Origin of the sequence: Ferroacidibacillus organovorans (genome assembly GCF_001642725.1) — a bacterium.
Lineage (GTDB): Bacteria > Bacillota > Bacilli > Alicyclobacillales > SLC66 > Ferroacidibacillus > Ferroacidibacillus organovorans.
In genome coordinates this window covers 1-25,296 of record NZ_LSUQ01000037.1, presented here as the reverse complement: position 1 = coordinate 25,296, position 25,296 = coordinate 1, and the positions used below count along the sequence as shown (strand labels likewise).

At 52.3% G+C, this 25,296-nt stretch carries 28 protein-coding genes; 1 reads left to right on the top strand and 27 read right to left on the bottom strand.

Translation table 11 applies throughout. The annotated features are described in order from the left end of the window. Window positions 1-323: 323 nt before the first annotated feature. The 27 genes from trmD to AYW79_RS10840 all read right to left on the bottom strand — a co-directional run bounded on the left by trmD (window position 324) and on the right by AYW79_RS10840 (window position 24,922). Window positions 324-1,067 carry a tRNA (guanosine(37)-N1)-methyltransferase TrmD gene (gene trmD / locus AYW79_RS10965; protein WP_335339627.1) on the bottom strand — a complete coding sequence of 248 codons (744 nt, stop codon included), beginning with the start codon at window positions 1,065-1,067 and terminating at the stop codon, window positions 324-326. Window positions 1,068-1,086: 19 nt separating this feature from the next. Next, window positions 1,087-1,611: a ribosome maturation factor RimM gene (rimM, locus tag AYW79_RS10960; protein WP_067565623.1), complete on the bottom strand. Its 525-nt coding sequence runs from the start codon at window positions 1,609-1,611 to the stop codon at window positions 1,087-1,089. A gap of 61 nt (window positions 1,612-1,672) precedes the next feature. After that, window positions 1,673-2,098 (bottom strand): YlqD family protein, encoded by a 426-nt coding sequence (locus AYW79_RS10955; protein ID WP_231877825.1) that lies wholly within the window; start codon window positions 2,096-2,098, stop codon window positions 1,673-1,675. Window positions 2,099-2,182: 84 nt separating this feature from the next. Further along, complete coding sequence (locus tag AYW79_RS10950) at window positions 2,183-2,410, bottom strand: KH domain-containing protein (protein ID WP_067565621.1); 228 nt, start codon at window positions 2,408-2,410, stop codon at window positions 2,183-2,185. 23 nt (window positions 2,411-2,433) lie between these two features. Continuing rightward, window positions 2,434-2,706, bottom strand: coding sequence for a 30S ribosomal protein S16 (rpsP, locus tag AYW79_RS10945; RefSeq protein ID WP_067565618.1), 273 nt, complete (start codon window positions 2,704-2,706; stop codon window positions 2,434-2,436). Between the two features lie 75 nt (window positions 2,707-2,781). Next, window positions 2,782-4,182, bottom strand: coding sequence for a signal recognition particle protein (gene ffh, locus AYW79_RS10940; protein WP_067565615.1), 1,401 nt, complete (start codon window positions 4,180-4,182; stop codon window positions 2,782-2,784). Then, window positions 4,175-4,519 (bottom strand): YlxM family DNA-binding protein, encoded by a 345-nt coding sequence (gene ylxM / locus AYW79_RS10935; RefSeq protein WP_067565612.1) that lies wholly within the window; start codon window positions 4,517-4,519, stop codon window positions 4,175-4,177. Before ylxM ends, ffh begins: the two co-directional genes overlap by 8 nt. Before the next feature lie 82 nt (window positions 4,520-4,601). Further along, entirely contained in the window at window positions 4,602-5,522 is a 921-nt protein-coding gene (gene ftsY / locus AYW79_RS10930; RefSeq protein ID WP_067565609.1) for a signal recognition particle-docking protein FtsY, read from the bottom strand. Between the two features lie 34 nt (window positions 5,523-5,556). Next, window positions 5,557-9,141 (bottom strand): chromosome segregation protein SMC, encoded by a 3,585-nt coding sequence (gene smc / locus AYW79_RS10925; RefSeq protein WP_067565606.1) that lies wholly within the window; start codon window positions 9,139-9,141, stop codon window positions 5,557-5,559. Between the two features lie 78 nt (window positions 9,142-9,219). Then, entirely contained in the window at window positions 9,220-9,897 is a 678-nt protein-coding gene (gene rnc / locus AYW79_RS10920) for a ribonuclease III (RefSeq protein ID WP_067565645.1), read from the bottom strand. A gap of 68 nt (window positions 9,898-9,965) precedes the next feature. Continuing rightward, window positions 9,966-11,204, bottom strand: a complete 1,239-nt coding sequence (fabF, locus tag AYW79_RS10915; RefSeq protein ID WP_067565642.1) for a beta-ketoacyl-ACP synthase II — start codon at window positions 11,202-11,204, stop codon at window positions 9,966-9,968. A gap of 135 nt (window positions 11,205-11,339) precedes the next feature. Next, on the bottom strand, window positions 11,340-11,573 hold the full coding sequence (locus AYW79_RS10910; protein WP_067565602.1) for an acyl carrier protein: 234 nt from the start codon (window positions 11,571-11,573) through the stop codon (window positions 11,340-11,342). Between the two features lie 25 nt (window positions 11,574-11,598). Beyond that, on the bottom strand, window positions 11,599-12,342 hold the full coding sequence (fabG, locus tag AYW79_RS10905) for a 3-oxoacyl-[acyl-carrier-protein] reductase (RefSeq protein ID WP_067565599.1): 744 nt from the start codon (window positions 12,340-12,342) through the stop codon (window positions 11,599-11,601). After that, window positions 12,342-13,292, bottom strand: a complete 951-nt coding sequence (fabD, locus tag AYW79_RS10900; RefSeq protein ID WP_067565596.1) for an ACP S-malonyltransferase — start codon at window positions 13,290-13,292, stop codon at window positions 12,342-12,344. Before fabD ends, fabG begins: the two co-directional genes overlap by 1 nt. Next, window positions 13,289-14,293, bottom strand: a complete 1,005-nt coding sequence (gene plsX / locus AYW79_RS10895; RefSeq protein ID WP_067565593.1) for a phosphate acyltransferase PlsX — start codon at window positions 14,291-14,293, stop codon at window positions 13,289-13,291. Before plsX ends, fabD begins: the two co-directional genes overlap by 4 nt. Then, window positions 14,277-14,870, bottom strand: a complete 594-nt coding sequence (gene fapR / locus AYW79_RS10890; RefSeq protein WP_067953090.1) for a transcription factor FapR — start codon at window positions 14,868-14,870, stop codon at window positions 14,277-14,279. The genes plsX and fapR overlap by 17 nt, the downstream gene beginning before the upstream one ends. A 75-nt stretch (window positions 14,871-14,945) precedes the next feature. Beyond that, on the bottom strand, window positions 14,946-15,128 hold the full coding sequence (rpmF, locus tag AYW79_RS15270; RefSeq protein ID WP_079290459.1) for a 50S ribosomal protein L32: 183 nt from the start codon (window positions 15,126-15,128) through the stop codon (window positions 14,946-14,948). Window positions 15,129-15,138: 10 nt separating this feature from the next. Further along, complete coding sequence (locus AYW79_RS10885) at window positions 15,139-15,669, bottom strand: YceD family protein (RefSeq protein WP_067565590.1); 531 nt, start codon at window positions 15,667-15,669, stop codon at window positions 15,139-15,141. 100 nt (window positions 15,670-15,769) lie between these two features. Continuing rightward, window positions 15,770-16,846, bottom strand: a complete 1,077-nt coding sequence (locus AYW79_RS10880) for a YlbL family protein (protein ID WP_067565587.1) — start codon at window positions 16,844-16,846, stop codon at window positions 15,770-15,772. 40 nt (window positions 16,847-16,886) lie between these two features. After that, entirely contained in the window at window positions 16,887-17,687 is an 801-nt protein-coding gene (locus AYW79_RS10875) for a patatin-like phospholipase family protein (protein ID WP_067565636.1), read from the bottom strand. A 13-nt stretch (window positions 17,688-17,700) separates the two neighbouring features. Beyond that, entirely contained in the window at window positions 17,701-18,189 is a 489-nt protein-coding gene (gene coaD / locus AYW79_RS10870) for a pantetheine-phosphate adenylyltransferase (protein ID WP_067565584.1), read from the bottom strand. A gap of 8 nt (window positions 18,190-18,197) precedes the next feature. Next, on the bottom strand, window positions 18,198-18,791 hold the full coding sequence (gene rsmD, locus AYW79_RS10865) for a 16S rRNA (guanine(966)-N(2))-methyltransferase RsmD (protein ID WP_067565581.1): 594 nt from the start codon (window positions 18,789-18,791) through the stop codon (window positions 18,198-18,200). Window positions 18,792-19,503: 712 nt separating this feature from the next. Next, on the bottom strand, window positions 19,504-20,352 hold the full coding sequence (asd, locus tag AYW79_RS10860; protein ID WP_067565578.1) for an archaetidylserine decarboxylase: 849 nt from the start codon (window positions 20,350-20,352) through the stop codon (window positions 19,504-19,506). Window positions 20,353-20,519: 167 nt separating this feature from the next. After that, complete coding sequence (locus AYW79_RS10855; protein ID WP_067565575.1) at window positions 20,520-20,738, bottom strand: alpha/beta-type small acid-soluble spore protein; 219 nt, start codon at window positions 20,736-20,738, stop codon at window positions 20,520-20,522. Window positions 20,739-20,802: 64 nt separating this feature from the next. After that, entirely contained in the window at window positions 20,803-22,848 is a 2,046-nt protein-coding gene (locus tag AYW79_RS10850; protein WP_067953094.1) for an ATP-dependent DNA helicase RecG, read from the bottom strand. A 10-nt stretch (window positions 22,849-22,858) separates the two neighbouring features. Next, entirely contained in the window at window positions 22,859-24,544 is a 1,686-nt protein-coding gene (locus AYW79_RS10845) for a DAK2 domain-containing protein (RefSeq protein WP_067953096.1), read from the bottom strand. A 12-nt stretch (window positions 24,545-24,556) separates the two neighbouring features. Further along, the gene (locus tag AYW79_RS10840; RefSeq protein ID WP_067565572.1) at window positions 24,557-24,922 is read right to left on the bottom strand and encodes an Asp23/Gls24 family envelope stress response protein; all 366 of its coding nucleotides are present in this window, start codon (window positions 24,920-24,922) and stop codon (window positions 24,557-24,559) included. Between the two features lie 179 nt (window positions 24,923-25,101). On the opposite strand from AYW79_RS10840, the gene rpmB reads away from it, so the two are divergent. Then, window positions 25,102-25,293: a 50S ribosomal protein L28 gene (rpmB, locus tag AYW79_RS15265; RefSeq protein ID WP_079290473.1), complete on the top strand. Its 192-nt coding sequence runs from the start codon at window positions 25,102-25,104 to the stop codon at window positions 25,291-25,293. Window positions 25,294-25,296: the final 3 nt, after the last annotated feature.

Genomic DNA, 25,296 nt, shown 5'->3' with positions numbered 1-25,296 from the left:
ATATTGGCCGTTTAAAGCCGAATCTTGCTGACGTTGTTACGTATCCGTGTTTAGTTTTCAAGGATCCATGGTACTGCGTTTTGCTTCGTTTCTTCGTGTCAGCCTCGCGGCGACAAGGAGTAATATATCACCCCTCGCGCATCATGTCAAACCTTTTATCCCACATTTTTATACCGTACATCACAGCGATTCTAAACAGCCCGGGTATCAAACATGAAAACACGCATTACCATCTGCACCGTCGGTTACTGTTCAACATACCATGAAGGGAGTTCGTTGAATGACAGGGCCAGGGATACAGTCACCCTGTACTTTCGACGAACTCAATTTTCTACATATCCGTTTACGTAGCGAACAATCTCACTCCGCTCCCTCTCGTCAAGCGGGAGTTTCATAAAAAGGTCAGGTCGGTTTCTACACGTGTTGGCCAACGCTTCTCGCCTCCGCCACGCCTCGATGTTTTCGTGATGTCCAGAGAGTAAAACTTCCGGGACTTCCCATTCTCTAAACTTTCGTGGTCTTGTATATTGAGGGTATTCGAGCATTCCGTTTTCATGTGAATCCTGTTTCGGACTTTCTTCATTACCAAGAACGCCCGGCATCAATCGCACCACTGCGTCAACGACAACAAGAGCTGCGAGTTCGCCACCCGTCAGCACAAAATCACCGATTGAAAGTTCATCCGTCGCCAAATGTTGACGCACGCGATCATCAAATCCTTCGTAGTGCCCACACAGGAAAATTAAATGGCGTTCCTTCTTCAATTCACGCGCAACCGCTTGATTAAACGTGCGTCCCTGCGGGGTCATCATGATCACGCGTGGCGCGTATTCTAAATTGCGCAGTGCTCGCACATGGTCGACCGCTGCAAAGAGCGGTGGAGCCTTTAAAAGCATGCCTGCCCCTCCACCAAACGGGTAGTCATCAACCGTCTTGTGTCGATCCTCAGAAAAATCCCGAAAATTGGTCACGCAGATGTCTACGGTGCCCGTTCGCTTTGCTCGCGCAAGCACACTCGATGAGAGATACGGTTCAATCGCCTCTGGGAAGAGCGACAAGATATCCAAATGTAGTACGTGCGACTCCTTACGATTCATCAAATAACCCTGGCATAACATGAATCGTCATACGTTTTTTATCTGGTTCCACACTCAAAATGCATTCCTTTATCGCCGGAATGAGCAGCAGCTTTCCGTCATCTGCTTTCACTTCATAAACATCATTCGCGCCAGGAGTTAGCACATTGGTTACGACGCCAATTCGGTTATCCATCTCATCATAGACATGACACTCGAGCAAATCCCGAATGTAATACTCTCCCTCAGGTAACTTCGGCATTTCCGATTCGGGAACCTTCAAGGTTCCGCCTTGCCATGTTTCAACCGCAGTAATTGAACGATACCCAACGAAGGACAGCAGATACCCACGTTTATATACACTCGCCGCTTCAACGACAACCGGAATCGCTAAACCTTCATCTTGAATATTTTTTTTAAGCAAAAACAAGCGAGAACCAGGTACAAATCGAAGATCAGGAAAATCTGTTCTCGATTCTACCTTTAACTCGCCATTCAATCCGTGAGTGCCATGAATCAACCCAACAGCAATCATCTTCTCACCTGTTTCCGTCCCGCCTAAATTGAACTGATCCGATCAAATGGAAACAATCGAATCAGGAAGTAATCGATTGTCCATTTTGGCGAATTTCTACTACAATATTGTCCTTCAGGATAATCTCACTGCCGAGTAAAACCGTATCCCACGAATCGCCAACCTTTACATCGACAGTGGTTTCTACATTCCCGTTGGGGACTTCTTCGCCAATGTCCATTTGCTGAATCTGACTTAGTTGCGCAATCATCTGTTCGCGACGCTCAATGCGTTGGCTTCGCTCCGACTCAATTCGCTCTTCAGTGGCCGCGATTGCCGCTTCGCCCTGTTCTTTCGCCTCACGCAACCACTGCTTACCGCGAAACTCGAGTTCCTCTAACTCGGCGATTGTAGCATTGATCAATCTCCGCAGTTCTGCCAGCCATTGTTGTTTTGTTTCTTCTGTCAAAATAACTTTCACTGCAACCGGTTGTCGAATCGTAATCACTGCTCATCATCCTCTCTTTTCATCCCACGAAGTTTGGCCTGTCCAAGAAAAATAGGACACAACACCCGAATCGAAACGGCCACACTAAACCAACTCAATGTGGATCCTTCTCGTTTCGGGCAGGTGCCCCGCAGCCGTCACTAAGCGTATCGCTCTAATCATACGACCTTGTTTGCCGATAATTTTACCTGTATCAGAGGGGTGTACCGAAAGCTCATAAACGATCGTGCGATCTGTTTCTTTTTGCGATACACGAACTTCGTCCGGGTGATCTACAAGATTACGCGCAATCCATTCTACGAGTTCTTTCAAGGAAACCCACATCCTTGTACAGTTTACTTGCCCTGACGGCGTTCGTGCATTTGTTTCATGATCCCTAATTTGCTCAGCAAATTACGGGCGGAGTCAGAAGGTTGTGCTCCGGTTTGTAGCCAATAAAGTGCGCGCTCTTCTTCGATATGAATTTGAGCAGGTTCCGTTAGAGGGTTGTATGTTCCAATCTCCTCAATAAAGCGTCCATCGCGAGGATAACGCGAGTCAGCAACAACAACGCGATAGAAAGGAGCCTTTTTTGCACCTATTCGTTTCAGTCGAATTTTAACAGCCATGATTTTCACCTCCTTATTAGAATTAACGAACGAAACATTCTTAAGCAGCGCATCGAGATGCGCGACAAACGCATATTATCGACTTCTTTTACCGCGACCTCCACCAAACGGCATCCTCGGAGCGCCCAAGCGATTTTTTAATCCTGCCATACTTCGTTTACCGCCTTTCCCCATGGCGGAGAATTGCTTCATCATTTTGCGCATTTCACCAAACTGTCGCAATAACTGGTTTACATCCTTGACTTGCGTCCCACTGCCTTTTGCAATTCGAACGCGGCGACTTGAACTCTTTTCCACGAGCTCTGGCTTCACTCTCTCTTCGGGGGACATGGAGAGAATAATCGCTTCAATACGCTTAAGCGGTTTTTCGTCCACCCCACCTTGAGGGAGATGCTTCAGCGCGCCGCCAAGTCCTGGAATCATTCCCATCAGTTGATCAAGCGGTCCCATTTTTTTTACTTGCTGCAATTGAGATAGAAAATCTTCAAGCGTAAAATCGTTATTTCGCATTTTCTGTTCTAAAATCTTAGCTTGATCCTCGTCAAAGTGAGCTTGCGCTTTTTCAATAAGCGTCAGAACATCACCCATGCCGAGGATGCGCGATGCCATTCGATCAGGGTAAAAAGGTTCCAATGCGTCCGGTCTCTCACCTGTGCCCACAAATTTGATTGGGCATCCCGTTACATGGCGTACAGAGAGCGCGGCGCCTCCTCGCGTGTCGCCATCCATCTTCGTCAAAACAACACCTGTAATTCCTAGCGCCTCATGAAAGGATTGAGCAACCGTCACCGCATCTTGACCGGTCATCGCATCAACGACCAGAAGAATTTCTTCAGGATCGCTGAGTTGCTGAAGCTGTTCAAGTTCATTCATGAGTACATCATCAATATGAAGGCGTCCAGCCGTGTCGATAAGCACATAATCATAGCCACCGCGCCGCGCTTCATCAAGCGCTGTTCGAACAATCTCGACCGGTGCCAACGTCGCGCCTGGAGCCCAAACGCTCACGCCGATTTGTTGCCCCAACGCGACAAGCTGGTCAATCGCCGCAGGCCGATAAATATCAGCCGCTACCAAAAGCGGACGGCGATGCTCACTGGTCGCCAAAAAGCGTCCGAGTTTTGCCGTAGCGGTTGTTTTGCCGGCACCTTGAAGGCCAACCATCATCACAACTGTAGGAGGTTTCGCGGAACGTTCGAGTTTCGCCTGCGTTTCGCCAAGTAGCCTTGTCAATTCATCATTGACGATCGACACCACTTGCTGCCCGGCCGTCAAACTCTGCAGAATGTCTTGTCCAATTGCGCGCTCTTTTACAGCATCCACAAACTTCTTCGCGACGACGTGATTGACGTCCGCCTCTAGAAGAGCACGTCGAATTTCCCGCATGGCGTCATTGACATCCGTTTCACTCAGACGACCCTTGCCTCGCAACTTGGAAAAGGCAGTCTGCAAGCGTCCGCTCAGCGACTCAAACATCCGGTTCCACCTCCTCGTCCATCAGTTCGTGGATGACTCGCTCCATCTCTTCATCCATCGCGTTTTTCTCAAGTAATCGCTTTTGTAATGTCACCAGCAGCGTTCGCCTTTTTATATACTCTTGTACAAGACCCAATTTTTTCTCATAGTCTTCAAGTTGAAGCATAGAGCGTGAAAAGAGATCGTGAACCCCTTGTCTTGAAATCCCTAGATGTTCGGCAATCTCCTGTAAGGAGTGATCTTCGAACAAACGATCTTCCAGTACCTGCCGTTGCCGCTCTGTGAGCAACGTTCCATATAAATCGTATAGCAGGTGTTGCGTGGTGATTTCGTCCAAGACGAACACCTCACTCGTCTACGAGTATAAAAAAACGCTTCAGGCATGTCAAGTGTTTTTACTTGTCACGCCGATTTTGCTCTTACGATTCTTGAGGCGAAAAGAGCGCTTCCGAAAACGAACTTGCCATAAAAGGTTGCAAATCATCGATCTGCTCGCCAATGCCAATCCATTTTATCGGCAAATTCAATTCCCGAGAAATCGGAAGTATAACCCCGCCCTTCGCTGTGCCGTCAAGCTTTGTTAAAATAACACCCGTCACATCAGCAACCTCTTTAAACATCGCCGCCTGCGAGAGCGCATTTTGCCCTGTTGTCGCATCGACGACCAACAGCACTTCATGCGGCGCATCCGGAATCTCACGTTTCATAATACGCACGATTTTGCGAAGTTCATCCATTAAATGCGATTTATTTTGCAATCTGCCGGCCGTGTCGCACAACAAGACATCAACCTGCCGCGCGCGCGCCGACTGCACCGCGTCAAAGATGACGGCTGCCGCATCCGACCCGATCGCCTGTCGAACCAGCGGGACATTCGCCCGCTCCGCCCACACCGCCAATTGTTCGATCGCCGCTGCGCGAAACGTATCCCCCGCCGCGATCATAACGCGCTTGCCTTCAAGGGTGTAGCGGTGGGCAAGTTTCCCGATTGTCGTCGTTTTGCCAACGCCGTTTACGCCGACCACGAGAATGACCGTTGGACCCTGCGCTGCCGTATGCATCGCGTGATCTTGCGCCGTGAGAATTTCATCCATCGCTTCTTTTAAAACTGGAATCAACTGATCCGCGGTTTGGAAGGATTGACGTCGCGCTTCTTTTTTCATCCGCTCAAGCAATGCCGTAGTAGTATCAAATCCGATATCGGCCGCCAGCAGTTTTTCTTCCAGTTCATCGTATAGCTCTGCATCAATGGAGCGCCTGTGCACCAGTGTAGCAACCGTATCTTGAAACGTTTTTCGCGTTTTCGTCAAACCCTGCTTTAAGCGATCAAAAATCCCCATTCATTCATCCCCTATTCGTGCACAAACGCGTCCATCACGCTTCATTTGTCGCCTCGATTGGTTCTTCTTCGAGCACACGTACAGAAACTAGCTTCGAAACGCCTGAATCCTGCATCGTGACACCATAGAGCACGTCAGCCGATTCCATGGTTCCTCGACGGTGCGTGATCACGACGAACTGCGTATGGGTAGAGAATTCCCTTAAATAGGATGCAAAACGTGAAACATTCGCCTCATCGAGCGCTGCTTCAACCTCATCCAATACACAAAAAGGGACCGGTTTTACACGAAGGATCGCAAACATGAGGGCAAGCGCCGTAAGCGCCCGCTCACCTCCGGAGAGAAGGGAGAGCGTCTGCATTTTCTTCCCTGGCGGCTCTGCAATCACTTCGATTCCACAGGTGAGTGGCGTATTCTCGTCCACGAGGAAGAGATCAGCCTGCCCCCCTCCAAAGAGCGATTGAAAAACCCCTTGAAAGTGTCGACGAACTTCGTCAAACGTCTCCTTAAACCGCTTGGCCATCTCGTCATCAATTTCTGCAATGAGCGTTCCAAGTTGCATCCGCGCGCTCTCCAAATCGCCTTCCTGATCGCGCAAAAACGTATACCGCTCTAAAACCCGCTCATACTCTTCAGCCGCCCCAAGACTGACTTCCCCAAACGTATCAAGCGTTCGCTTCAATTCACCGTGACGGGCCTTCGCTTGCGCAAGCGGTTCATCCAATGGATAACGCTCACTCGCAAGTTCATAACCTAATCCATAATCATCTCGAAGTGTCCCGAGACGAGCTTCAAGCTCTGTATCGACGCGTGAGCGAGATAATTCAGACGCGTGCAAACGTTGTTCTGCGCGGGCGCGCTGTTCGCGAATTCGATCCATCTCACTCTCAAGTAAACTTAGTTCCTCAAAACGCTGCACCCGATTTTCGCGTAGTTCCGTTAAAGTCGACTGCCGCTGTTCTCTTGCAGATGCAATACCGCCACTGTCTTTTTCCAGATTCTTCAGTGTGGATTGCAACTCTGAAAGAAGCGCGATCGCCCTGCTGATCTCTTGAAACATGCGGTCCTTATTTGTCACATAGCGAGAGCGTTCTTCCATCAATCGCAAACACTCAGACTGATCGTAAAGAAAGGTTTGCTCTTCTTCTGCAAGCGAGACGCGCTGCGCAGTGAGTTCTTCATTTCGTCCCGCAAATTCCGCTTGGATGGTTTCGGCTTCTGCCTCGACCGCCGTCACCACGCTCTCAGCGAGTACAACTTGCTCATCGAGCAAGCGCAGTTTGTCAGCAAGCGCGTTATGCTTGATTTCAATTTCTTCTGACTCACGCTCGAGTTGAAGCTCTTCATTGCTCTGTGCAGTTCGCCTTTCTTCAAGAAAGCCGCAGGTGTTTTTAGCCCGCTCTATGTCTCTTTGACGGTTCGCTGCGTGCTGTGTAAATTCGCCAAGTTGTTCTGTCGCGCGTTTTTCATCACTTAGCAAGACCTCGATTGATTCATCATGGTCCTTAAGCGTGCGCACAAGTTCATCCAAAGCAGATTTATTCTCTTGCGCACGCGCGCGCAGCGTTTCAATCTCACGCGTTCGACCTAAGATGGGTGTGCCGCGACGACCAACGCTTCCCCCAGTCATGGAACCGCCCGCATTGACAATGTCACCCTGTTCCGTCACAATTCGATACCGATAGCTTAAAACGCGTGCGATCGCGTTTGCCTCAGGTAACGTCCATACGACGATCACATTGCCCAGCAGAGAATCGATGACCGATTTAAAGGATGGCTTCACACTCAGCAAATCTGAGGCGATGCCAACGAATCCGGATGAAGACTGAACCCTTTGCAATTCTTGTGGCGGAATGCGCCGCGCCTTGATGACTTCGACCGGAAGAAACGTTGCGCGCCCTAACTGTCTTCGTTTCAAATAATCGATTGCATTTCGAGCATCTCGCTCACGCTCTGTTACGATGTGTTGAACCGAGGCGCCAAGCGCCGTCTCGATGGCGAGTTGATACGCTTCTGGGACCTCCACGAGGTCTGCGATGGCGCCGTGAATTCCTTCGAGCTTTTGAGTGCGCGCCGCGACGAGCGCCGCTTTTGCCCCTGCGGAAAAACCTTCAAGATCATTTTGCAAATCCTCAAGAACCCCGAGCCGCGAGCGAACACTCACGCGCTCTTGTTCAAGCTCCGTCATCCGCGACTGCACGATTCGCCTTTTTTCCGCTTCCTCACACTGTTTCTCGCGACATTTCATCAATTCTTCGTGATAGAGCGCATACGTCTGTTCATCTTGACGCGCCTCTTCTTGAAGGCGCACATGGTGTCGCTGCGCTTCTTCCCACTGCGTCAAGAGCACCTCTGCCTCTTCACGCAATCGCACTCGTCGCCGCTCAAGCGCTGTTCGCTCACCTTCAAGGGCGCGTTTCGCGTTATTCAAATTCGCCTGCTCGCGCATCCGCTCAATTAGCGTTGAGCGCGCCTCCTGCGTTCGCTCCTTGAGCGCTCTCATAACACCTTGTTCATCCGAATTCATAAGCGCTTGCTCTAGTGCCACGCGACGCTTCGCGACGCGCAACTCACTCGCAGATCGTTTATCGTCAGCCGCCGCGATCGCATGCTCCAATTGCTCCAGTTGCTGCTCAACTTCTTCGTGACGTTTTTTTAAATCTTCAAGCGCTGTGAGCGCGGCATCCTGCTTCACCATAGCGACACGCCGTTCCGCTTCAGCCTGTTCATACGTTTCGGTGACAGCGAGGAGTTCTCGATTAGCCTGCTCTAGTGCCTGTTCAACCTGTTCAAGCACCGAACGCTTTTCGTTGACTTGCTGTTCTATCTCATTAAGATGAGCATGGTCATTTTGTAGCGCCGTTTGTTGTTCATCAACAGCCAACTGTAGATCGTGACTGCGCGACTGCAAATGGGCCGCCTCTGCCGTCAATACGCCAATATGCAATCTTCGGTAGGATTCCGATAGCGACTGATACGCAATCGCTCGCTCCGCTCGCTCTCGCAGTGGCTCCAACTGATCTTCAAGCTCCGCGAGAATATCTTTTACGCGGGTGACATTCTGCGACGCATCGGAGAGTTTTCGCTCCGCCTCTTTGCGCCGTGTTTTAAATTTTACAATCCCGGCAGCCTCTTCAAAGATACCCCGACGATCTTCGCTGCGCGTCGAGAGGATCTCCTCGATGCGCCCTTGACCGATAATGGAATAAGCCTCTCGACCCACGCCCGTATCCATAAAAAGTTCACTGATATCGCGCAGTCGACAGACTTGTCGGTTCAATAAATACTCGCTGTCTCCATTTCGGTAGACGCGACGCGTCACTGTCACTTCGGCATAGGATACAGGAAGCTTGCCTTCCGCATTGTCAAGCGTCAGGCTCACTTCACAAAAATTTAACGCGCGTCGATTTTGGCTTCCCGCAAAGATGACATCTTCCATTTTTGCGCCGCGCAGCGAACGGGCACTTTGTTCCCCAAGCACCCACCGAATCGCATCCGCAATGTTGCTCTTGCCACTCCCATTCGGACCGACAACCGCCGTCACTCCGGGAACGACCGTCACTTCGGTGCGATCTGCAAACGACTTGAAGCCAAGCACATCAAGCCGCTTTAAAAACAATCCCAACGCCTCCTATCGAGGTAGTTCACTTCGCTATATCCAGATATTCCGATCATCCCTTGGGCAACATTCATCCGCTCACTCGCGCTCCCGAAATACATCCTGCATCAAGGCAGACTCTGCCGCCCGCTGTTCTGCCTCTTTTTTAGAACGCCCAACGCCGTGCCCAAAAACCGTTTGTCCCACATTCACCTGAATAACAAATTCACGATCGTGCGCCGGTCCACGCTCTTCAAGGATCTCATAACTGAGTTCGCCCATTTGCAAGCGTTGAACAACTTCCTGGAGCATTGTTTTGTAGTCTTTTTTCCACGCGTCTTCAAGTGTGGGGATAAACGGATAGAAGTGCTCTGTCAGAAATCGCTCTACGCCGTGATGCCCTTGATCGAGATAAAGCGCGCCCACAAACGCTTCAAACGCATCCGCCAAAAGGCTTGACCGCTCTCTTCCGCCCGACATTTCTTCACCTTTGCCTAGACGCAAATAGCGTGAAAAGTGAAGTCTTCGCGCAAACATGACAAGGCTTGGCTCACAGACAATCGCCGCCCTCATGCGAGTCAGTTCGCCTTCAAGTGAATCAGGATAGGTGCGATACAAGTATTGGCTGACACTCAGTTCAAGCACCGCGTCACCCAAAAACTCAAGGCGTTCATTGTCTTTTGCACCAGGTTTGCGATGCTCATTGCGATAGGAAGAGTGCGTAAACGCTGATTGAAGCAGCGTCACATCCTGAAATTGAATGCCTATGTGTTGCATCAAGCGATGGATCGGTTGCGCCCCCACCGGTATTCTCACACTCCCCGGTTCTGCGATTGCATAGCTTGTCACGCATTCGTCTTCGCAAAAATCAAGGTTGCATTATGACCGCCAAACCCAAACGAATTTGACATCGCATAGTGCACTGTAGCCTCGCGGGCAACATTTGGAATGTAGTCCAAGCGACACTCAGGATCCTTTTCATCAAGGTTGATCGTAGGAGGGAGGATCCCTTCGCGCAGCGCCATGACCGCCGCAATCGCCTCGATGCCACCTGCCGCACCGAGCAAGTGTCCTGTCATCGATTTTGTGGAACTCACAGGCGTATGTTTGGCAGCTTCCTTAAAAATCGATTCAACCGCTTGCGACTCCGCCACATCGCCTATTTGCGTCGATGTGCCGTGCGCGTTGATATACCCGATCTGCTCTGGATTGAGGCGTGCGTCAGTAAGCGCCGCACGCATCGCGCGCGCCGCGCCAGCTCCTTCTGGCGCCGGTTGCACGAGGTGATACGCATCCCCACTCATGCCGTATCCGACAACTTCGGCGAGAATTTCAGCCCCGCGTGCCTTGGCAAACGCATACTCTTCAATGACCAGAATCCCCGCACCTTCGCCCATGACAAATCCGTCGCGCGCGCGATCATAAGGGCGGCTCGCGCGCTCTGGTTCCTCATTTCGCTCAGACAGTGCTTTGGCAGAACAAAACCCTGCCAACGCCAGAGGGGTAATGGTCGCTTCTGCACCTCCGCAAATCATCGCGTCTGCGGCACCGCGCGCAATCATTTGATAAGCGTCGCCAATCGAATTCGAACCCGTAGCGCAGGCCGAAACGGGCGCGCTGTTTGGCCCCTGTGCCCCAAAGAGAATCGATACTTGGCCAGACGCCATGTCACCGATCATCATCGGAATAAAAAAAGGACTCACCCGTTTTGGTCCGCGTTCCAGAAGCGTCCGATGTTGGTCTTCAAGCGTTGCGAGACCGCCAATGCCCGAACCAATATATACGCCGACACGCGGAGCCACTTCTTCCGTAATCACAAGACCCGCTTGATCCATTGCCATTTTCGCCGCAGCCACGGCAAACTGGACAAAGCGATCCATCCTGCGCGCTTCTTTTCGATCGATGTAATCCTCTGGCGAAAACCCAGGGATACTTGCGGCAATTTTTGTCGGATAATCCGTCACATCAAACGATTCAATGCGGCGAACACCCGACTTCCCTGTTTTTAGCGATTCCCAAAAAGAGGAAACGCCTATACCAACAGGTGTGACTGCACCCATTCCTGTTACGACTACGCGGCGCATCGACATATGTCACTCCTCCTTCAGTACACCGTGATTCATAGATACCTTCGCGAATCAAAATTCCTCACGCAATCGCGATTCTCGTCCATGACCAGAAAAGCCCCGCACGGGGCGGGGACTCGTATAAATAAAAGATTACTCGCGAGACTGAATGTACTGTACAACATCGCCAACTGTTGTGATCTTTTCCGCATCTTCATCTGAGATTTCAAGATCGAACTCATCTTCCAGTTCCATTACCAACTCCACAACATCCAGCGAGTCGGCCCCCAAATCATCTTTAAAGGACGCATTTAACGCAACCTGCGACTCTTCCACGCCGAGGCGGTCCACAACAATACGCTTTACGCGCTCGAATACATCGGACATACTGTCACCTCCTTGCCAGAGTATACTACATGACTAACCCGCCGTCGACTTGCAATACTTGTCCGGTTATATACGACGCGCGATCCCCGGCCAGAAAGCGAATAAGCGCCGCAACATCCCCCGGTTGCCCCAGACGTCCGAGCGGGATTTGTTCTGCCATCTTTTCGCTCAGCTCTGGCGCAATGCTTTCGGTCATGCGAGTTGTGATATACCCGGGAGCGATGACGTTGACCGTAACCTTGCGCGCCGCGAGTTCACGCGCAAGCGTTTTTGTCAGGCCAACGAGCCCCGCCTTTGCCGCAACGTAGTTAGCCTGCCCGGCATTGCCCGTCAAACCGACAACCGATCCGATGTTGATGATGCGCCCGTACGCACTGCGCATGAGATATTTTGAGGCTGCCTGGGAACAGAGAAAGACAGACTTCAAATTCGTGTCAATGACCTGATCCCAATCCTCTTCTTTCATTCGCAAAAACAGTCCGTCACGCGTCACACCCGCATTATTCACCAGGATGTCGATCCCGCCATACGCCTCAACAGCCGTTTTCGCGAGGATGCCCGCACCTTCTTTTGTCGAGACATCCGCCTGCGCGACGGTGCATTCGCCCCCGCGCGCACGAATCTCTGCGGCGAGCGCCTCGGCGCGCTCACCACCGTGATGATACGCTAAAACTAAGCGCGTTCCGGCCTCAGCAAGCTCTCTGGCGGTCGCTGAACCAATTCCACCTGACGCACCTGTGACAATCGCGACGCGGTTCTGAAGCTCCATCACGACACCCCCAAAATAGCCGCCTTTGCTTGCGTAAACGTTCCATCATCTTCAATGCGCTGCGTTGTCGCTTGCCGATCAATTTTCTTTATAAGCCCCGACAGCACACTGCCTGGCCCCATCTCGACAAATGTCTGAACACTTTGTCCGAGCAGCTGCCTGATCCCCGCCTCAAATAAAACTGGTTTTGAAATTTGCTGTACCAGTGCGAGGCGAATATCATCCGGCTCGGTAAGCGGCTCGGCAGAAACGTTTGCCACAATCGGAAACGCCGCTTTGCGCAGTTCGACACCGGCAAGCTCCGCCGCCAGTCGCGCGCCCGCCGGCGCCATCAGCGAAGAGTGAAAGGGACCACTCACATCAAGCGGAATTGCCCGCTTCGCACCTGCCTCTTTCGCGCGTTCAACAAGGCGAGAAACCGCCGCCTTATGGCCAGACACGACAACCTGTCCAGGGCAGTTTTCATTCGCGATCTCCACCACTTCTGAGAGTTCATTCGCAATCTCCCGACACAAAGACGCAAGCGCTAGAAGGTCGGCGCCCAAGACCGCCGCCATCGCGCCAATTCCTGCCGGCACCGCTTCATCCATGAAATGACCGCGTTTATGAACAAGGCGAACCGCGTCAGAAAAGGTGAGCACACCCGCCGCCACCAAGGCGCTGTATTCACCGAGGCTGTGGCCGAGCGCGTAGTCAGGTATGGGGAATCCATGTTTGACCGCAAGGCGATACGCGATCACGCTAACGGTCAGAATGGCTGGCTGGGTATAATACGTTAAACGCAGCTGGTCACTCGTGCCTTCAAGAAAAATCGCGCGCAGCGAAAAACCAAGCGCCGCGTCTGCCTCGTCAAACAGTTCGCAAGCGAGCGGGTCCATTTCTGCCAACGCCGCACCCATGCCAACATATTGCGATCCTTGGCCAGGAAAGACATAGGCCGTTTTCATCAGGTCTCCCCCGTCTCAGGTCGATTGGCGATGGCCTCTTGCAGAGCGTGAATCAGACCATTCTGATGCATTTTTATCGCCTGGTTGATCGTCACTTGAAACGCGCGCGGACTCGATGAGCCGTGTGCCTTCACAAGAATGCCGTTCACGCCTAAAAACGGGCCACCGCCATACTCCGCATAGTCAAAGCGCATCTTAAACCGCTTCAGCCCTTGGCGCAAGAAAAGTGCCGTCAAGCGCGTCAAGCGCGTCTGCATAAACATGGCGCGCAATTCATCAAAAAGACCGGCGCCTGCGCCCTCATAAAATTTAACGAGTGTATTGCCGACAAAACCATCGCACACCGCGACATCGCACACATCACGCAGCATTTCTCGCGATTCGACGTTTCCGACGAACCCTTCCATCTCACGTTTTAACAAGCGATAGGCTGACTTGACTACCTCATTGCCTTTGTTCGGCTCAGCCCCGATATTGATAAGCCCTATCCGCGGGCGCTCAATTTTCATAGCTACCTGCGCATACGCCTGTCCCATCTTGGCAAATGACAACAAGTGAGCGTCCGTACAATCCGTGTTTGCGCCCGCGTCGAGCAGAAGGACGCCATTGCCTTGAAAGGATGGCAGGAGTCCTGCTAAGGCTGGACGATCAATCCCCTGCATACGGCCAACAAACAGCAATCCGGCTACCATAAAAGCGCCTGTGTTTCCTGCCGACACCATGCCATCGACAACGTTATCGCGAACGAGTGTCGCGGCGACGACCATTGAAGAATCAGGCTGTCGGCGTACAGAGCGCACCGGTTCCGCGTCCGACGCGATCACATCGGGGGCATGCCTCACGCGTATGTTCGATGGAAAATTCGAGCGGTGTTGTTCAATCGCTTCTTCGCGCCCCACCAGGATAAATTCAACCTGCTTATGTTCAAGCGCAGCCCGTATAGCGCCTTCAATTGGCGCCATGGGAGCATGATCGCCGCCCATCACATCAATGGCGAGTCTCACGAAGTTCTCCCCCCCGTTCCGCTTCTCCCGATCCCTGCATTAAAAGAAAATCGGCCTGTAAGACTTCTTGATTGCCAACGCGCGTTCGCACCGCGACGCGAACAAAATCGGCGCGCGTGCCAGTGACTGTCGCCTTTGCAATCAGGCGATCACCGACGTGCGCCACGCGAAAAAAACGCACCGTCACCCTTGCCGTAAGCGCCTGCTTTGCATCGACAATCGCAGCGGCAAGCGTGTTTGCCTGCGCAAACAGGTGATGCCCGCGCACAATGTGCGAACGCGACAATGCGTGCTCTGCGCCCGCGTCAAAGACGGACAATCCGTGACGTCCAATTTCAAGATCAATAATTTCACCGACAACCTCACCGACTTCAAGCGCTCGCGGAGACCCAAAATGAGTTGTCGCGGCGCGCCGCATTCGTTCGCGCACCTCAGGAATCCCCAACTGCGAGCGATCGAGGCGAATCGTCTGAACACTGACTGCGAGCCGCTCTGCGAGTTCTTCATCTTTTAAAAGGGGTTCACTCTCAATGATGTGCAAAAGCCGTTCGTGTCGCGTCTTTTTTTGAGTTGACATGCGCAGACCACCCCGTATGCTCATCATAAAAAAAGAGTGCCATGGACGCGTAAACGCCAAGACCCTCTCTGCTTACTACGCGCGCTCCGTCGCGACAACTGCTTTACGCTTGTAGGTGCCGCAGTTTGGACATACGCGGTGAGACAATTTCATTTCGTGACACTCGGGGCATTCAACCATTCCCGGCACAGACAATTTAAAGTGGGTGCGGCGAAGGCGTTTCCGAGTTTTGGACGTTCTATGCTGTGGTACTGCCACTGAATCCACCTCACTTCTTATCCGAAATTTCGGATGACCTATCGGATTGAAATAGATTTGCCAATTCATCCCAACGCGGATCGATCGGTTCTACGTTACACGAGCAACGCACCTCATTGCGATTTACACCGCACTCTGGACATAAGCCTAGACAATCCGGTTTACAAAGCGGGTTCATCGGCAACGCAAGCAAAACAGCCTGAATCGCATAAGCATCGATCGTTACATCGCGATCAACCCAGTGGATCACTTCGGCTTCTTCTTGCTCTGCGGTCAATTTCGTTCGGCAAAACACCTCTTGAAACGATGCTAGAATGCGTGAAGAAAACGGTTCAAGACAGCGCACACAGCGAAAATTGACGCGCGCTTCCACGTGACCCGCAAGCGTCAGTTCAGTCGCGTCTGCAACCGCTTTGACATCCACGAGGAGTGGTTCCATTGACGCGACACCACTCGCCTCGTCAAATTCCTCCGTCATCTCTACCTTGTCGCAGAGATGCACTCCGTCAGGTCTCTCCGCATCAGACCATGCGATTTTCAAAAGATCTTTCACTCCATTCACGACAGAAAGTAGTATACGGGTAACGCTGTGCGCTGTCAATGCGCCATTTCTAACGACAGCCTCCCCGTGACCCGCCCGTTTACGATGTCGCCTTTTTCGGCGGCAATTTTTCTAAAAAGGAAACTGCCTGAGCAAGTGTGCTGACAGGGACAATCGTAATATTGAGATGGTCCTTTTTCACTTCCGCCAATGCATGCGCCTCATTCGTATCTCCCGGCGCGCGATCAGCTGGCACAAACATGTACGATGCGCCTGCGTTAACCGCCGCGATGACTTTATGGGTAACACCGCCGATCTGTCCGACCACTCCATTTGAATTAATGGTTCCTGTACCCGCAATTTTATAACCGCGCGTAAGATCCGTTGGTGCGAGCTGATTGATAATTTCAAGCGAGAACATAAGACCAGCTGAGGGCCCATCAAGCTGTCCAGTCTTTATGGATACAGGGTTTGCCGTGATCAAGTTTGTCTCTTGAGCCGGGTAGATGCCAAGACCTGTGTGCGGTTTTGCCGCGCCTTCTGACAGTGAAACCGTGTGCATTTGAAGATGCCTTACCTTGCCACTTCGCAAGACATCCACCGAAATGGAGACACCTGGACGCAGTCGCGCGAGGACATCCAACAACCCCACAACTGTTCGAATGCGCACACGGTTGACACTCAGGAGGACATCACCTGGCAAGAGTGGCGACGCGGGATTCTCTTTTTCGTCAAGCGCAATCACAGTGACACCTTGATTCGCGAGGCGATACGGTTTGTGGAGATAGCGAAAAGCGGCGACCTCCGCGTCAATTTTGGCTTGCGACATCATGTACTCCTCGATCTGATTGTAGAGGGAATTTGGCAATCCACCAGACACTTGCTTTACGCTCAACACTTGGTGGTGAGGAATCATCAGCGCGCCGATAAAGTCGTAGATATTATCCGCGTAGGTGACGTACACCGACGTGAGCATAAACTTTCCTCGCTCATCGCGATGGCCGCCCTGCACCCGAACGATCGGGGCGACCGCTTCTGCGAGTCCGGGCGAAAAAACATAGTATGGAAGCGGTATGTAGAGTGCAACTACCGCTAGTACGAGAAGCGCGAGGAGCGAGAACTGGAATATCTTTACTCGCCTTCGCGAACGCTTCGTTTTATCAAAGACATCGTTCATGAGACACAACCTCTTATCTTTCGTTCAAGCGCTGCGTTCATCACGAGCGACCGCGCGCCGCTTCTTCAACACTCGCCAGTTTCTCCCTAAGCTCAGGAATGGCCTTGCGCGCTGCGTCACGCCCCGCCTCGATCGCCCCGGCGATGCCGTGAAACGTCGTGGAACTCATCAAAGCGAGTTCCGGACGAATCACAAAATCTGCATCGAGAATGCGATGACGGAAAATTTCGCGCTCCATGATGTCAATCGATTGAACGATGACGTCAAACACATGCCTGACCGGTGGTAACCGATCGAACAGTCCCACATCTACCGCGAGCACGAAGTCTGCCCCGAGACTGCGCGTCGCGTGAATCGGCACGCGATCGATGACCCCGCCATCGATCAAAAGGCGCTGATTGATCCGATGAGGAACGAAAATCCCAGGAATGGCAATACTCGCACGCACTGCGTCGTGAACAAAACCTTCCGTGAGTACGACGCGTTCTCCGAGTTCAAGATCAGTCGCAACAACGGCGAGCGGAATTTTGCACTGATCAAATGTTTTTCGCTTTGTCAATATTTTGATCAACTCGTGAAGTTTTACGCCTGTCACCAAGCCCATCTTCGGAAACGTGACATCCATCCAACGAGCGATTGGCAAATGTGTCGCGAGTTGTTCCATATGGTGAACAGGAGCTCCTGTCGCATAGAGGGAGGCGATCAGCGCGCCCATGCTCGAGCCTGCAATCGCGTGAAGTTCAAATCCGGCTTCTTCCAAAACTTGCAACACGCCGACATGCGCAAACCCGCGCGTTCCTCCGCTGCCAAGAGCGACGCCAAGTTTCATCTTACTCACCATCGTCCACCCCGATTCAGCCAAACCGCTCTTCCTGTTTTTCGCGAAGCGCGTGCAGAACATTGCCCGGCACAAAGCGTGAAACATCACCGCGGTGACGCGCAATCTCTTTAATAAGACTGGAACTCAAATAAGAAAACTCATGGTTTGTTGGAATGAAGATGGTTTCTGACTCTGGCATTAACTCGCGATTCATGGATGCCATTTGAAGCTCCGTTTCAAGGTCGCTGATAAAGCGCAAGCCGCGGATGATCACCGTCGCCTGTTTTTCTTGTAAGTAATTTACGAGAAGACCCGAAAAGGAATCGACACTCACGTTGGGAAGATCTTTTACACTCTCGCGAATCAGCGCGGTGCGTTCTTCGGATGTGAAAAGCGGCGTCTTCTTCAGATTGACAAGGACAGCCACCACGACGTGATCAAACATCTTCGCCCCGCGCGTCACGACATCAAGGTGCCCGAGCGTGAGCGGGTCAAAACTTCCAGGGTATACGGCAATGCGCACGAGATCGATCACCTTTCCAATTGAGAATCGATTGTGTCTTCCACGAAAAAATCGGCAGTTCCGCAATAGCGGTACACGCAAAGCTTCGTTTCACCATACAGCGACTCGCGCAGCAATTCATACCCGTGCGCCATTGGCGTGTCTTTATCTCGCCCCATCTCGGCCACCACAGTCGCCTCTTCACGAAGAATCGACGCGTCAGACAGTTGATCGAGCAGAGGCGCGCGATGCCAAAGTGCATAAGGCGGATCGAGAAATGCCACATCAATTTTTACACATTCCCGAGTAAGCCGATGCAGTGCGCGAAGATAATCCATCGTCCACACATCCGCCTGTGAATCACAGTCCAGTCGCGCGAGGTTGTCACGTATAACACTTCCCGTCCGCGCGTCAACAAAAATCACCTTTTCAAGGCCGCGACTGATCCCTTCGATGCCAAGTGCGCCTGATCCGGCAAACAAGTCGAGGCCCATTCCACCGTCAAAGTAGGGACCGATTCGCGAAAAAAGTGCCTCCTTCACTCGATTAAGGGTAGGGCGCGTCTCATCTCCTTTGGGAGCAATGAGCGTTCTGCCCCGTTTTGTCCCCGCAATGACGCGCATCGTGACACTTCCTTAGGTTTCAAATCCAAAGATACATTTCTCTCTGCTCACTTTACCACAATGAAAATCACAGCGTTAAACCACGCCTAAAGGTATAGCACAAACTTCCATTGGCCAAACTAACGATGTGGCAGCGATGCCGCAAGGCAACCAGAGAGCGTGTCAGATTGACATGTTCTTCCGGTTTCTCCTCTCCCAGTCGCTCTGTGCGTCACTACATAGGACCATCCAATCCAGATGAAGTTGTTGCACAGAGCTCCCTCCTCGCGTACCCGGGCGAGGAGGGTTTTTTGTGTTGAAGCGGGCGAATGTACCTTTCAATGAGCCTTTTTTATGCATCCATTACCTATGTAATCACCCTACAACAAAGGAGGAGTCACCTCATGGAAGGTACATTCGGAGGATACACGCGTTGGGCGGTTGTATTTCTGATCATCTTTGTGCTCTTCTTCTTGCTCATCCCAGGCTACACGCAGCAATGCACAACGGTTCCCGTGTATTGATGCACGTTGATTTTACACAGCAGGCATCAAGAGTGAGGAGCTGAAAAACGTGGGCACATTCGGTGGATATACGCGTTGGGCGGTTGTTTTCTTGATCATCTTCGTTTTATTCTTCCTGCTCGTACCAGGCATTGGAACGAGCAACGCCTGCTAATTCCTTGCTTGCATTTAACTCACAGGGGCCGCTCATGGTGCGGTCCCTGTGAGTATCATCGAGATGATTTTGACAGCGTGAGAAATCGACCGATGGAATCCCCCGCTTTGACGTCATCGCCTTCGACGACCGTTCGTTCAAACTGGTTTTTTTCAAAAATGAGAACAACCGTACTTCCTAAAGAGAAATAACCGAGTTCTTCACCGCGCTCAATTTCGTGTGAGCCGCAAAAAAGCGTGTGAAATTTCGCGCGACGTCTTCGCGGATACGCGTGCGCAATGAAAGGTGCCGTCACGCGAATTGAACCTACGCCAAACGCGCCCACACACACCAGATGATACGTAGAATTCGCAAATTGGCACGTTGTGATCGTTCGCTCATTCCTAAGAAAGAGCTTGTGAACCGATCGAACTCCGCAGCGATTGACTGGGTATAGGGTTCCTGCCACGTGCGTGATGGCAAGGACTTTTCCGGGAAGCGGGGCATGAATGCGATGATAGTCGCGCGGACTCAGATAGAGCGTGAGATAAACCCCGCCCTCGATGCGAGCGGACGGTATTCCTGTGAGTGCAGACACGGAATACCATTGTCCTTTTACCTGAATCGCTTGATCGTTTGTAATTTCACCACACGACGCGACACGCGCATCAACTGGGCTGTGCACCGTGTTTTCATCACCGCAAAATGAACGCGCGCCAGGGGCCAATTTGCGCGAAAAAAAATGGGATAGATTTGCGTAGCCAGAAGTCTCTCCTTCAATTTCGGACACGTTTACACGATAAAAGCGAATAAAGTATGGGATAAGGTGGCGACTCGCGGAGACACTCATGAGGCGTCCCAACAGAGATGACAGCGTTCGCTTAGGGAGTGTTAGAAAAAACGCAAAGAAGAAGGCTCTGCGCACAGCCTTGAATCGCCTCCTCACGCGAATCCAAAAACGACCAATCATCGCCTATGGATGGGTGCAAAAAAAGATCAGAACGTTCATTACTATAGCACAAAAAAAGAGGGGCTTTAAGCGCCCCTCATTGTTTCTTTGATCAGTTCAAAAGAGATTGAGAAAAAACGACATTAAAACGGTTTTCCTGCAAGCTGCTGCTCTGCAAGCGCGACGAGTTTTCGTGTCATATGTCCTCCGATTGCCCCCGTATCGCGCGTCAACATCGTGCCCCAATAACCGTCGGCAGGCGTTTGAATGCCGAGTTCTTGCGCAACTTCATACTTGAATTGCTCCATTGCGCGATTCACGCCTTTCGCGACGTACGTGTTTGAATGTTGTCCTGCTGCCATGTTCATCGCCTCCTACGCGCTAGGATGTCCGCCCCCTCCCATTTCATACATTCCTCGCTCCTCTTTACTCCATCTTCTGCAAAAGATCGCGAAGCACAGACTCGCGCAGATCTTGATAACTTGGGAGCAGCCAAAACGAGCGGTCGCGAAGGGCCGATTCTGCGGTGTCGCGCGCGGCTTCCATGATGCGCAAATCAGCCAGTGGATCACCGATTGAGAACGTGGGGAGACCTGATTGCCTCGCGCCAAGCAATTCCCCTGGACCGCGCAGCGACAGATCGCGTTCCGCCAATGCGAATCCGTCTTGCGAAGACAGAAGCGCATCGATTCTCTCCAATGCCTTGTTGCCGACTGGATCTGTGACAAGCATGCAGTAAGACGGATAGATCGATCGGCCCACGCGTCCGCGCAATTGGTGCAGTGTGGCGAGTCCAAAGCGCTCGGCGCCGTATACGATCATCACGGTCGCATTCAAAACGCTGACACCCACTTCGATCATCGATGTCGCAACGAGAACCTGGGTATGTCCTGCCACAAATTCACGCATCACTTGTTGCCGATCTTTGTCATTCATCTGCCCATGAACAAGCGCGATGCGCGCGGCGCCAAGTTCTGTGACCATTACCTCGTAGAGTTCTTCCGCACTCTTCATCTCTTCATCCACATCGTCAGGACGAATGCGCGGTGCCACGATGTATGCCTGATGCCCCTTCATCAACTCGGTTCGCAGGAGTCGAAAAACAGGCGTCTGATCACGTGTTGAAACATGCATTGTCTTGATCGGCAAGCGGTCTTTAGGGCGCTCGCGAAGCGTCGTTACAGCGAGATCGCCATAGAGCGTGAGGGCGAGGCTGCGCGGAATTGGCGTCGCCGACAAGTGAAGAACGCTCGTCCCCTCCCCCTTCTCGCGCAGGGCGCGGCGAATTCCAACGCCAAACCGATGCTGTTCATCAATCACGGCAAGGCGCAGACGACGATAGGATAGCGTTGGGCTGGCAAGGGTGTGCGTCCCGATGATCAAATCCTCCGTGCATTCGCCTCGCTTCAAAGGGTTTACGCTGACGGTCGACTCTGACGACTCGGATGTCTTTAACGCAACCGTGACACCAAGGGGTTTTAGCATGCGCACCGCATCGCGATAATGCTGCTCTGCGAGAATGGCCGTCGGCGCCATCAACACCGTTTGCTGGCCTGTGTGCGCAAGACCTGCCGCGAGCGCAAAGGCGACAGCTGTTTTTCCTGATCCGACGTCCCCCTGCAACAACCGTCTCATGGGAACCGTTCCGATGAGTTCTTCGGATAACGCCGCGAGTGCAGAACGCTGCCCGTCCGTCAACTGGAACGGCAGAGCGCGAACAAAGGATTCGCTCCCTTCATAAAAACGAACAGGGTCAAGCGGAGCGGCACGCTCGCTTGCGGCCGTTTCACGTAAAAGCTGAAGATGGAACTGATAGCGTAAAAACTCCTCAAAAACAAGGCGACGTCGCGCCTGATGAACATCTTCGAGCGTATCCGGGAAGTGAATCATACGCAGCGCTGCGCAATAAGATGGCAGTCGAAATCGCGCGACGAGTTCTCCCGGCAAAGCATCGCGCAGTTGCGGTTCAACGCGGCGCAGCGCCGCGTTCATGATTTGTCTCAGTGTGATGACGGAGATTGAGGATGACACTGCATAAACGGGTGTCATGGAGCGCAAGGCGCCGTGTTTTGAAGGTCGCTCGTGGCGCGTAACCGTAAGCGTTTTATGTGTCGCGTCGTAGCGTCCGTATAAGCGCAGGGTCATTCCGACAGAAAATTGATTTCGCAGATACGATTGATTGAAAAAAATCGCCTGCATTGGCGTATCGTGAATAACAACAGGCAGGGATAGCAGCGACTTACCTCGCACGAAACGCACGCGTGCCTCTCCTGCCACAGAGGCGACTACAACCACGGTACCTGTCTCGGCCGAAAACTCGTGTTCTTTTGTATCTTCATCGTAGCGAAATGGAAAATAGTGAAGAAGGTCAGCCACACAATCGATTCCGAGATGGTGAAGCGCCGCTCTTCGCGCCGGTCCCACCCCCGGAATCATCGTTAGGGGTTGCGACTGCCAAGGCGTTTTATCCACACGGCATCCCTCACTCTGCCGCGATGAGGTAATCGTAGATCGGCTGCCCACCGCAGTGCACTTCAAAGGTTACTTCCGGATAGTCTTGCGCAAGTGCATCCGCTTCGCATAACGCTTCCTCGCGCAGCGATTCATCTGCATAAAATACGGTGCAGATCTCGACGCTACGTTCACACAAGGTGGTCAACACCTCCCGATAAAGCGTGCTGCGCGAAGGATTCGCTCCTGCTATTTCCCCTTCGTACAGCGCCAAGTAATCGCCTTCCTCAATCGCGTGACCCTGATAACTCGCGTCGCGAACGGATGCGGTGATCGCAACAAATTGTACGCGCTGCGCCGCCTCTGTCATGCGCTCGATGTTCTCGGAAAGCGGTCTCTCTGCGTCAAACGCGAGTGCCGCCCCCAATCCACTCCCCATGTTTAGCGCAGGAATGACATGCACCTTGCCTGCCATGACAGCACACGCTTGTTCAGCCGCCATGATCACATTTTTATGATTTGGCAAAAGGATGATCTGATCAGCATGGATGCGCTTTATGGCGGTCAGCAATTCTTCTGTCGAAGGATTCATCGTCGAACCACCTTGTACAATGGCCTGAACTCCGATTCCACGATACAACGCTTCGATTCCGTCACCTGTTACGACTGCAGCGAGCGCGAGTTTCGCGCGTAGTGGCGATGCGCTTGCCTGCCCCAATACCATGTCGCGCTGTGTACCTACGCGTTTCGCATACTGTTCTGTCATATTGTCAATTTTGATCCCGTTTAGCGCCCCAAACGCGAGTCCCGCCTCAAGTGCGGTGCCTGGGTGAAGCGTGTGAACGTGCACCTTAATCCATTCATCCGTTTGCACGACGAGCAGCGAGTCCCCTAGTTGCATGAGGGATTCGCGCAACGATTCTTCCACATTCTGATCTGAATCACTGCGCCGAATAAGAAATTCCGTACAGTAACCGAATTCTCCTTCTCCGTGCGCGAGCTCTTCAAGAGCAGGCTGTGGCAATGCTTCAGTCCGCCTTACGACCGCCGGGCGAAATCCGAGATCATCCCACGAGCGATCGAGCAACGGTTCACTCATCAGCGCCTGCAAGAAGCCCTTGTAGATGTAGAGGAGTCCCTGACCACCAGAATCGACAACCCCCGCTTGACGTAAAATCGGCAGGAGATCTGGCGTGTGGAGAAGCGCCTGCTCTCCGCGATGGACGGCTGCCTCCATGACGTGGAGCAGCGTCACATCCTTTTTGCGACTCGCCGCCTCCGCACCCAGCGCCGCCTCGCGTGCAACCGTAAGGATTGTGCCTTCCACTGGCCGTGCAACCGCCTTATACGCAATCTGCACACCCTGTGTCAGCGCCTGCGCCAGCTGCCGTGCATCACTTCGTCCGCGCCCCAAAAAAACGGACTGAAATCCGCGAAACAACTGGGACAGAATCACCCCGGAATTGCCGCGCGCACCCATGAGAAGTCCTGAAGAAAGCGCTTGCGCCAGCTTTTGCAGATCATCTTTATCCCCGCATTGAAGGACGTGTTCGAGCCCCGAATGCAACGTGAGAAACATGTTTGTTCCCGTGTCGCCATCCGGAACAGGAAAAACATTTAATGCATTGACTTCATCTTTTCTTTTTTCAAGTTCATCGTGCCCCGCCTTCAAAAGATGAAGAAAGAGCGCGCCGTCCATATCTTCTTGTTGCAGCACTCACGAGCCTCCTTATCGATCTCCGAGCACTTTGACGCCCTGAACGCTAATGTTGATGCGCTCCGTTTCAATGCCAAAGATCTCCCGCAAAGTATAGCTGACCTTTTCGCGCAGGTTAGCCGCCACTTCGGGAATCCTCGTTCCGTAACTGACGACAATGGATAGATCAACTGCGAGCCCTTCACCCGTCGAGCGAACATCAACGCCACGCCCGGGATTCTCGCGATTGAGAAGCGTTGAGATCCCATCCCGCATTGCCCTGCGTGGAGCCATACCGGCGAGTCCGTAACAATCAAGCGCCGCCATTCCTGCCGCTGTCGCTATCACATCATCTGCAATCGTAATCTTGCCAAACTCCGTCGTCATCGTGGTCGCCATCGTATCCCTCCGCTCACAAGCTTTTCCACAGTGTACAACACCCTATACCATTTGCAAAGATCGCAAAGAAAAACGAAGCCACGCACAACACAGACATGATTGCACACTGCATCCGTTTATGCTATTCTCTATAAGTTACTGAACACTTCGATCATGAAAAGAAAAGGAGGTGTTGGGGTATGGCCAAAAGGTGCGAAGTTTGCGGCAAAGGCCCACAAGTGGGTAACGCAGTCAGCCACTCCCACATTCTCACGAAACGACGCTGGCTACCGAATCTCCAATCCGTGCGTGTAAATACGAACGGTACCGTTCGTCGCATGCGTGTTTGCACTCGCTGTCTCAAAGGCGGCAAAGTTCAACGCGCACTCTGATGC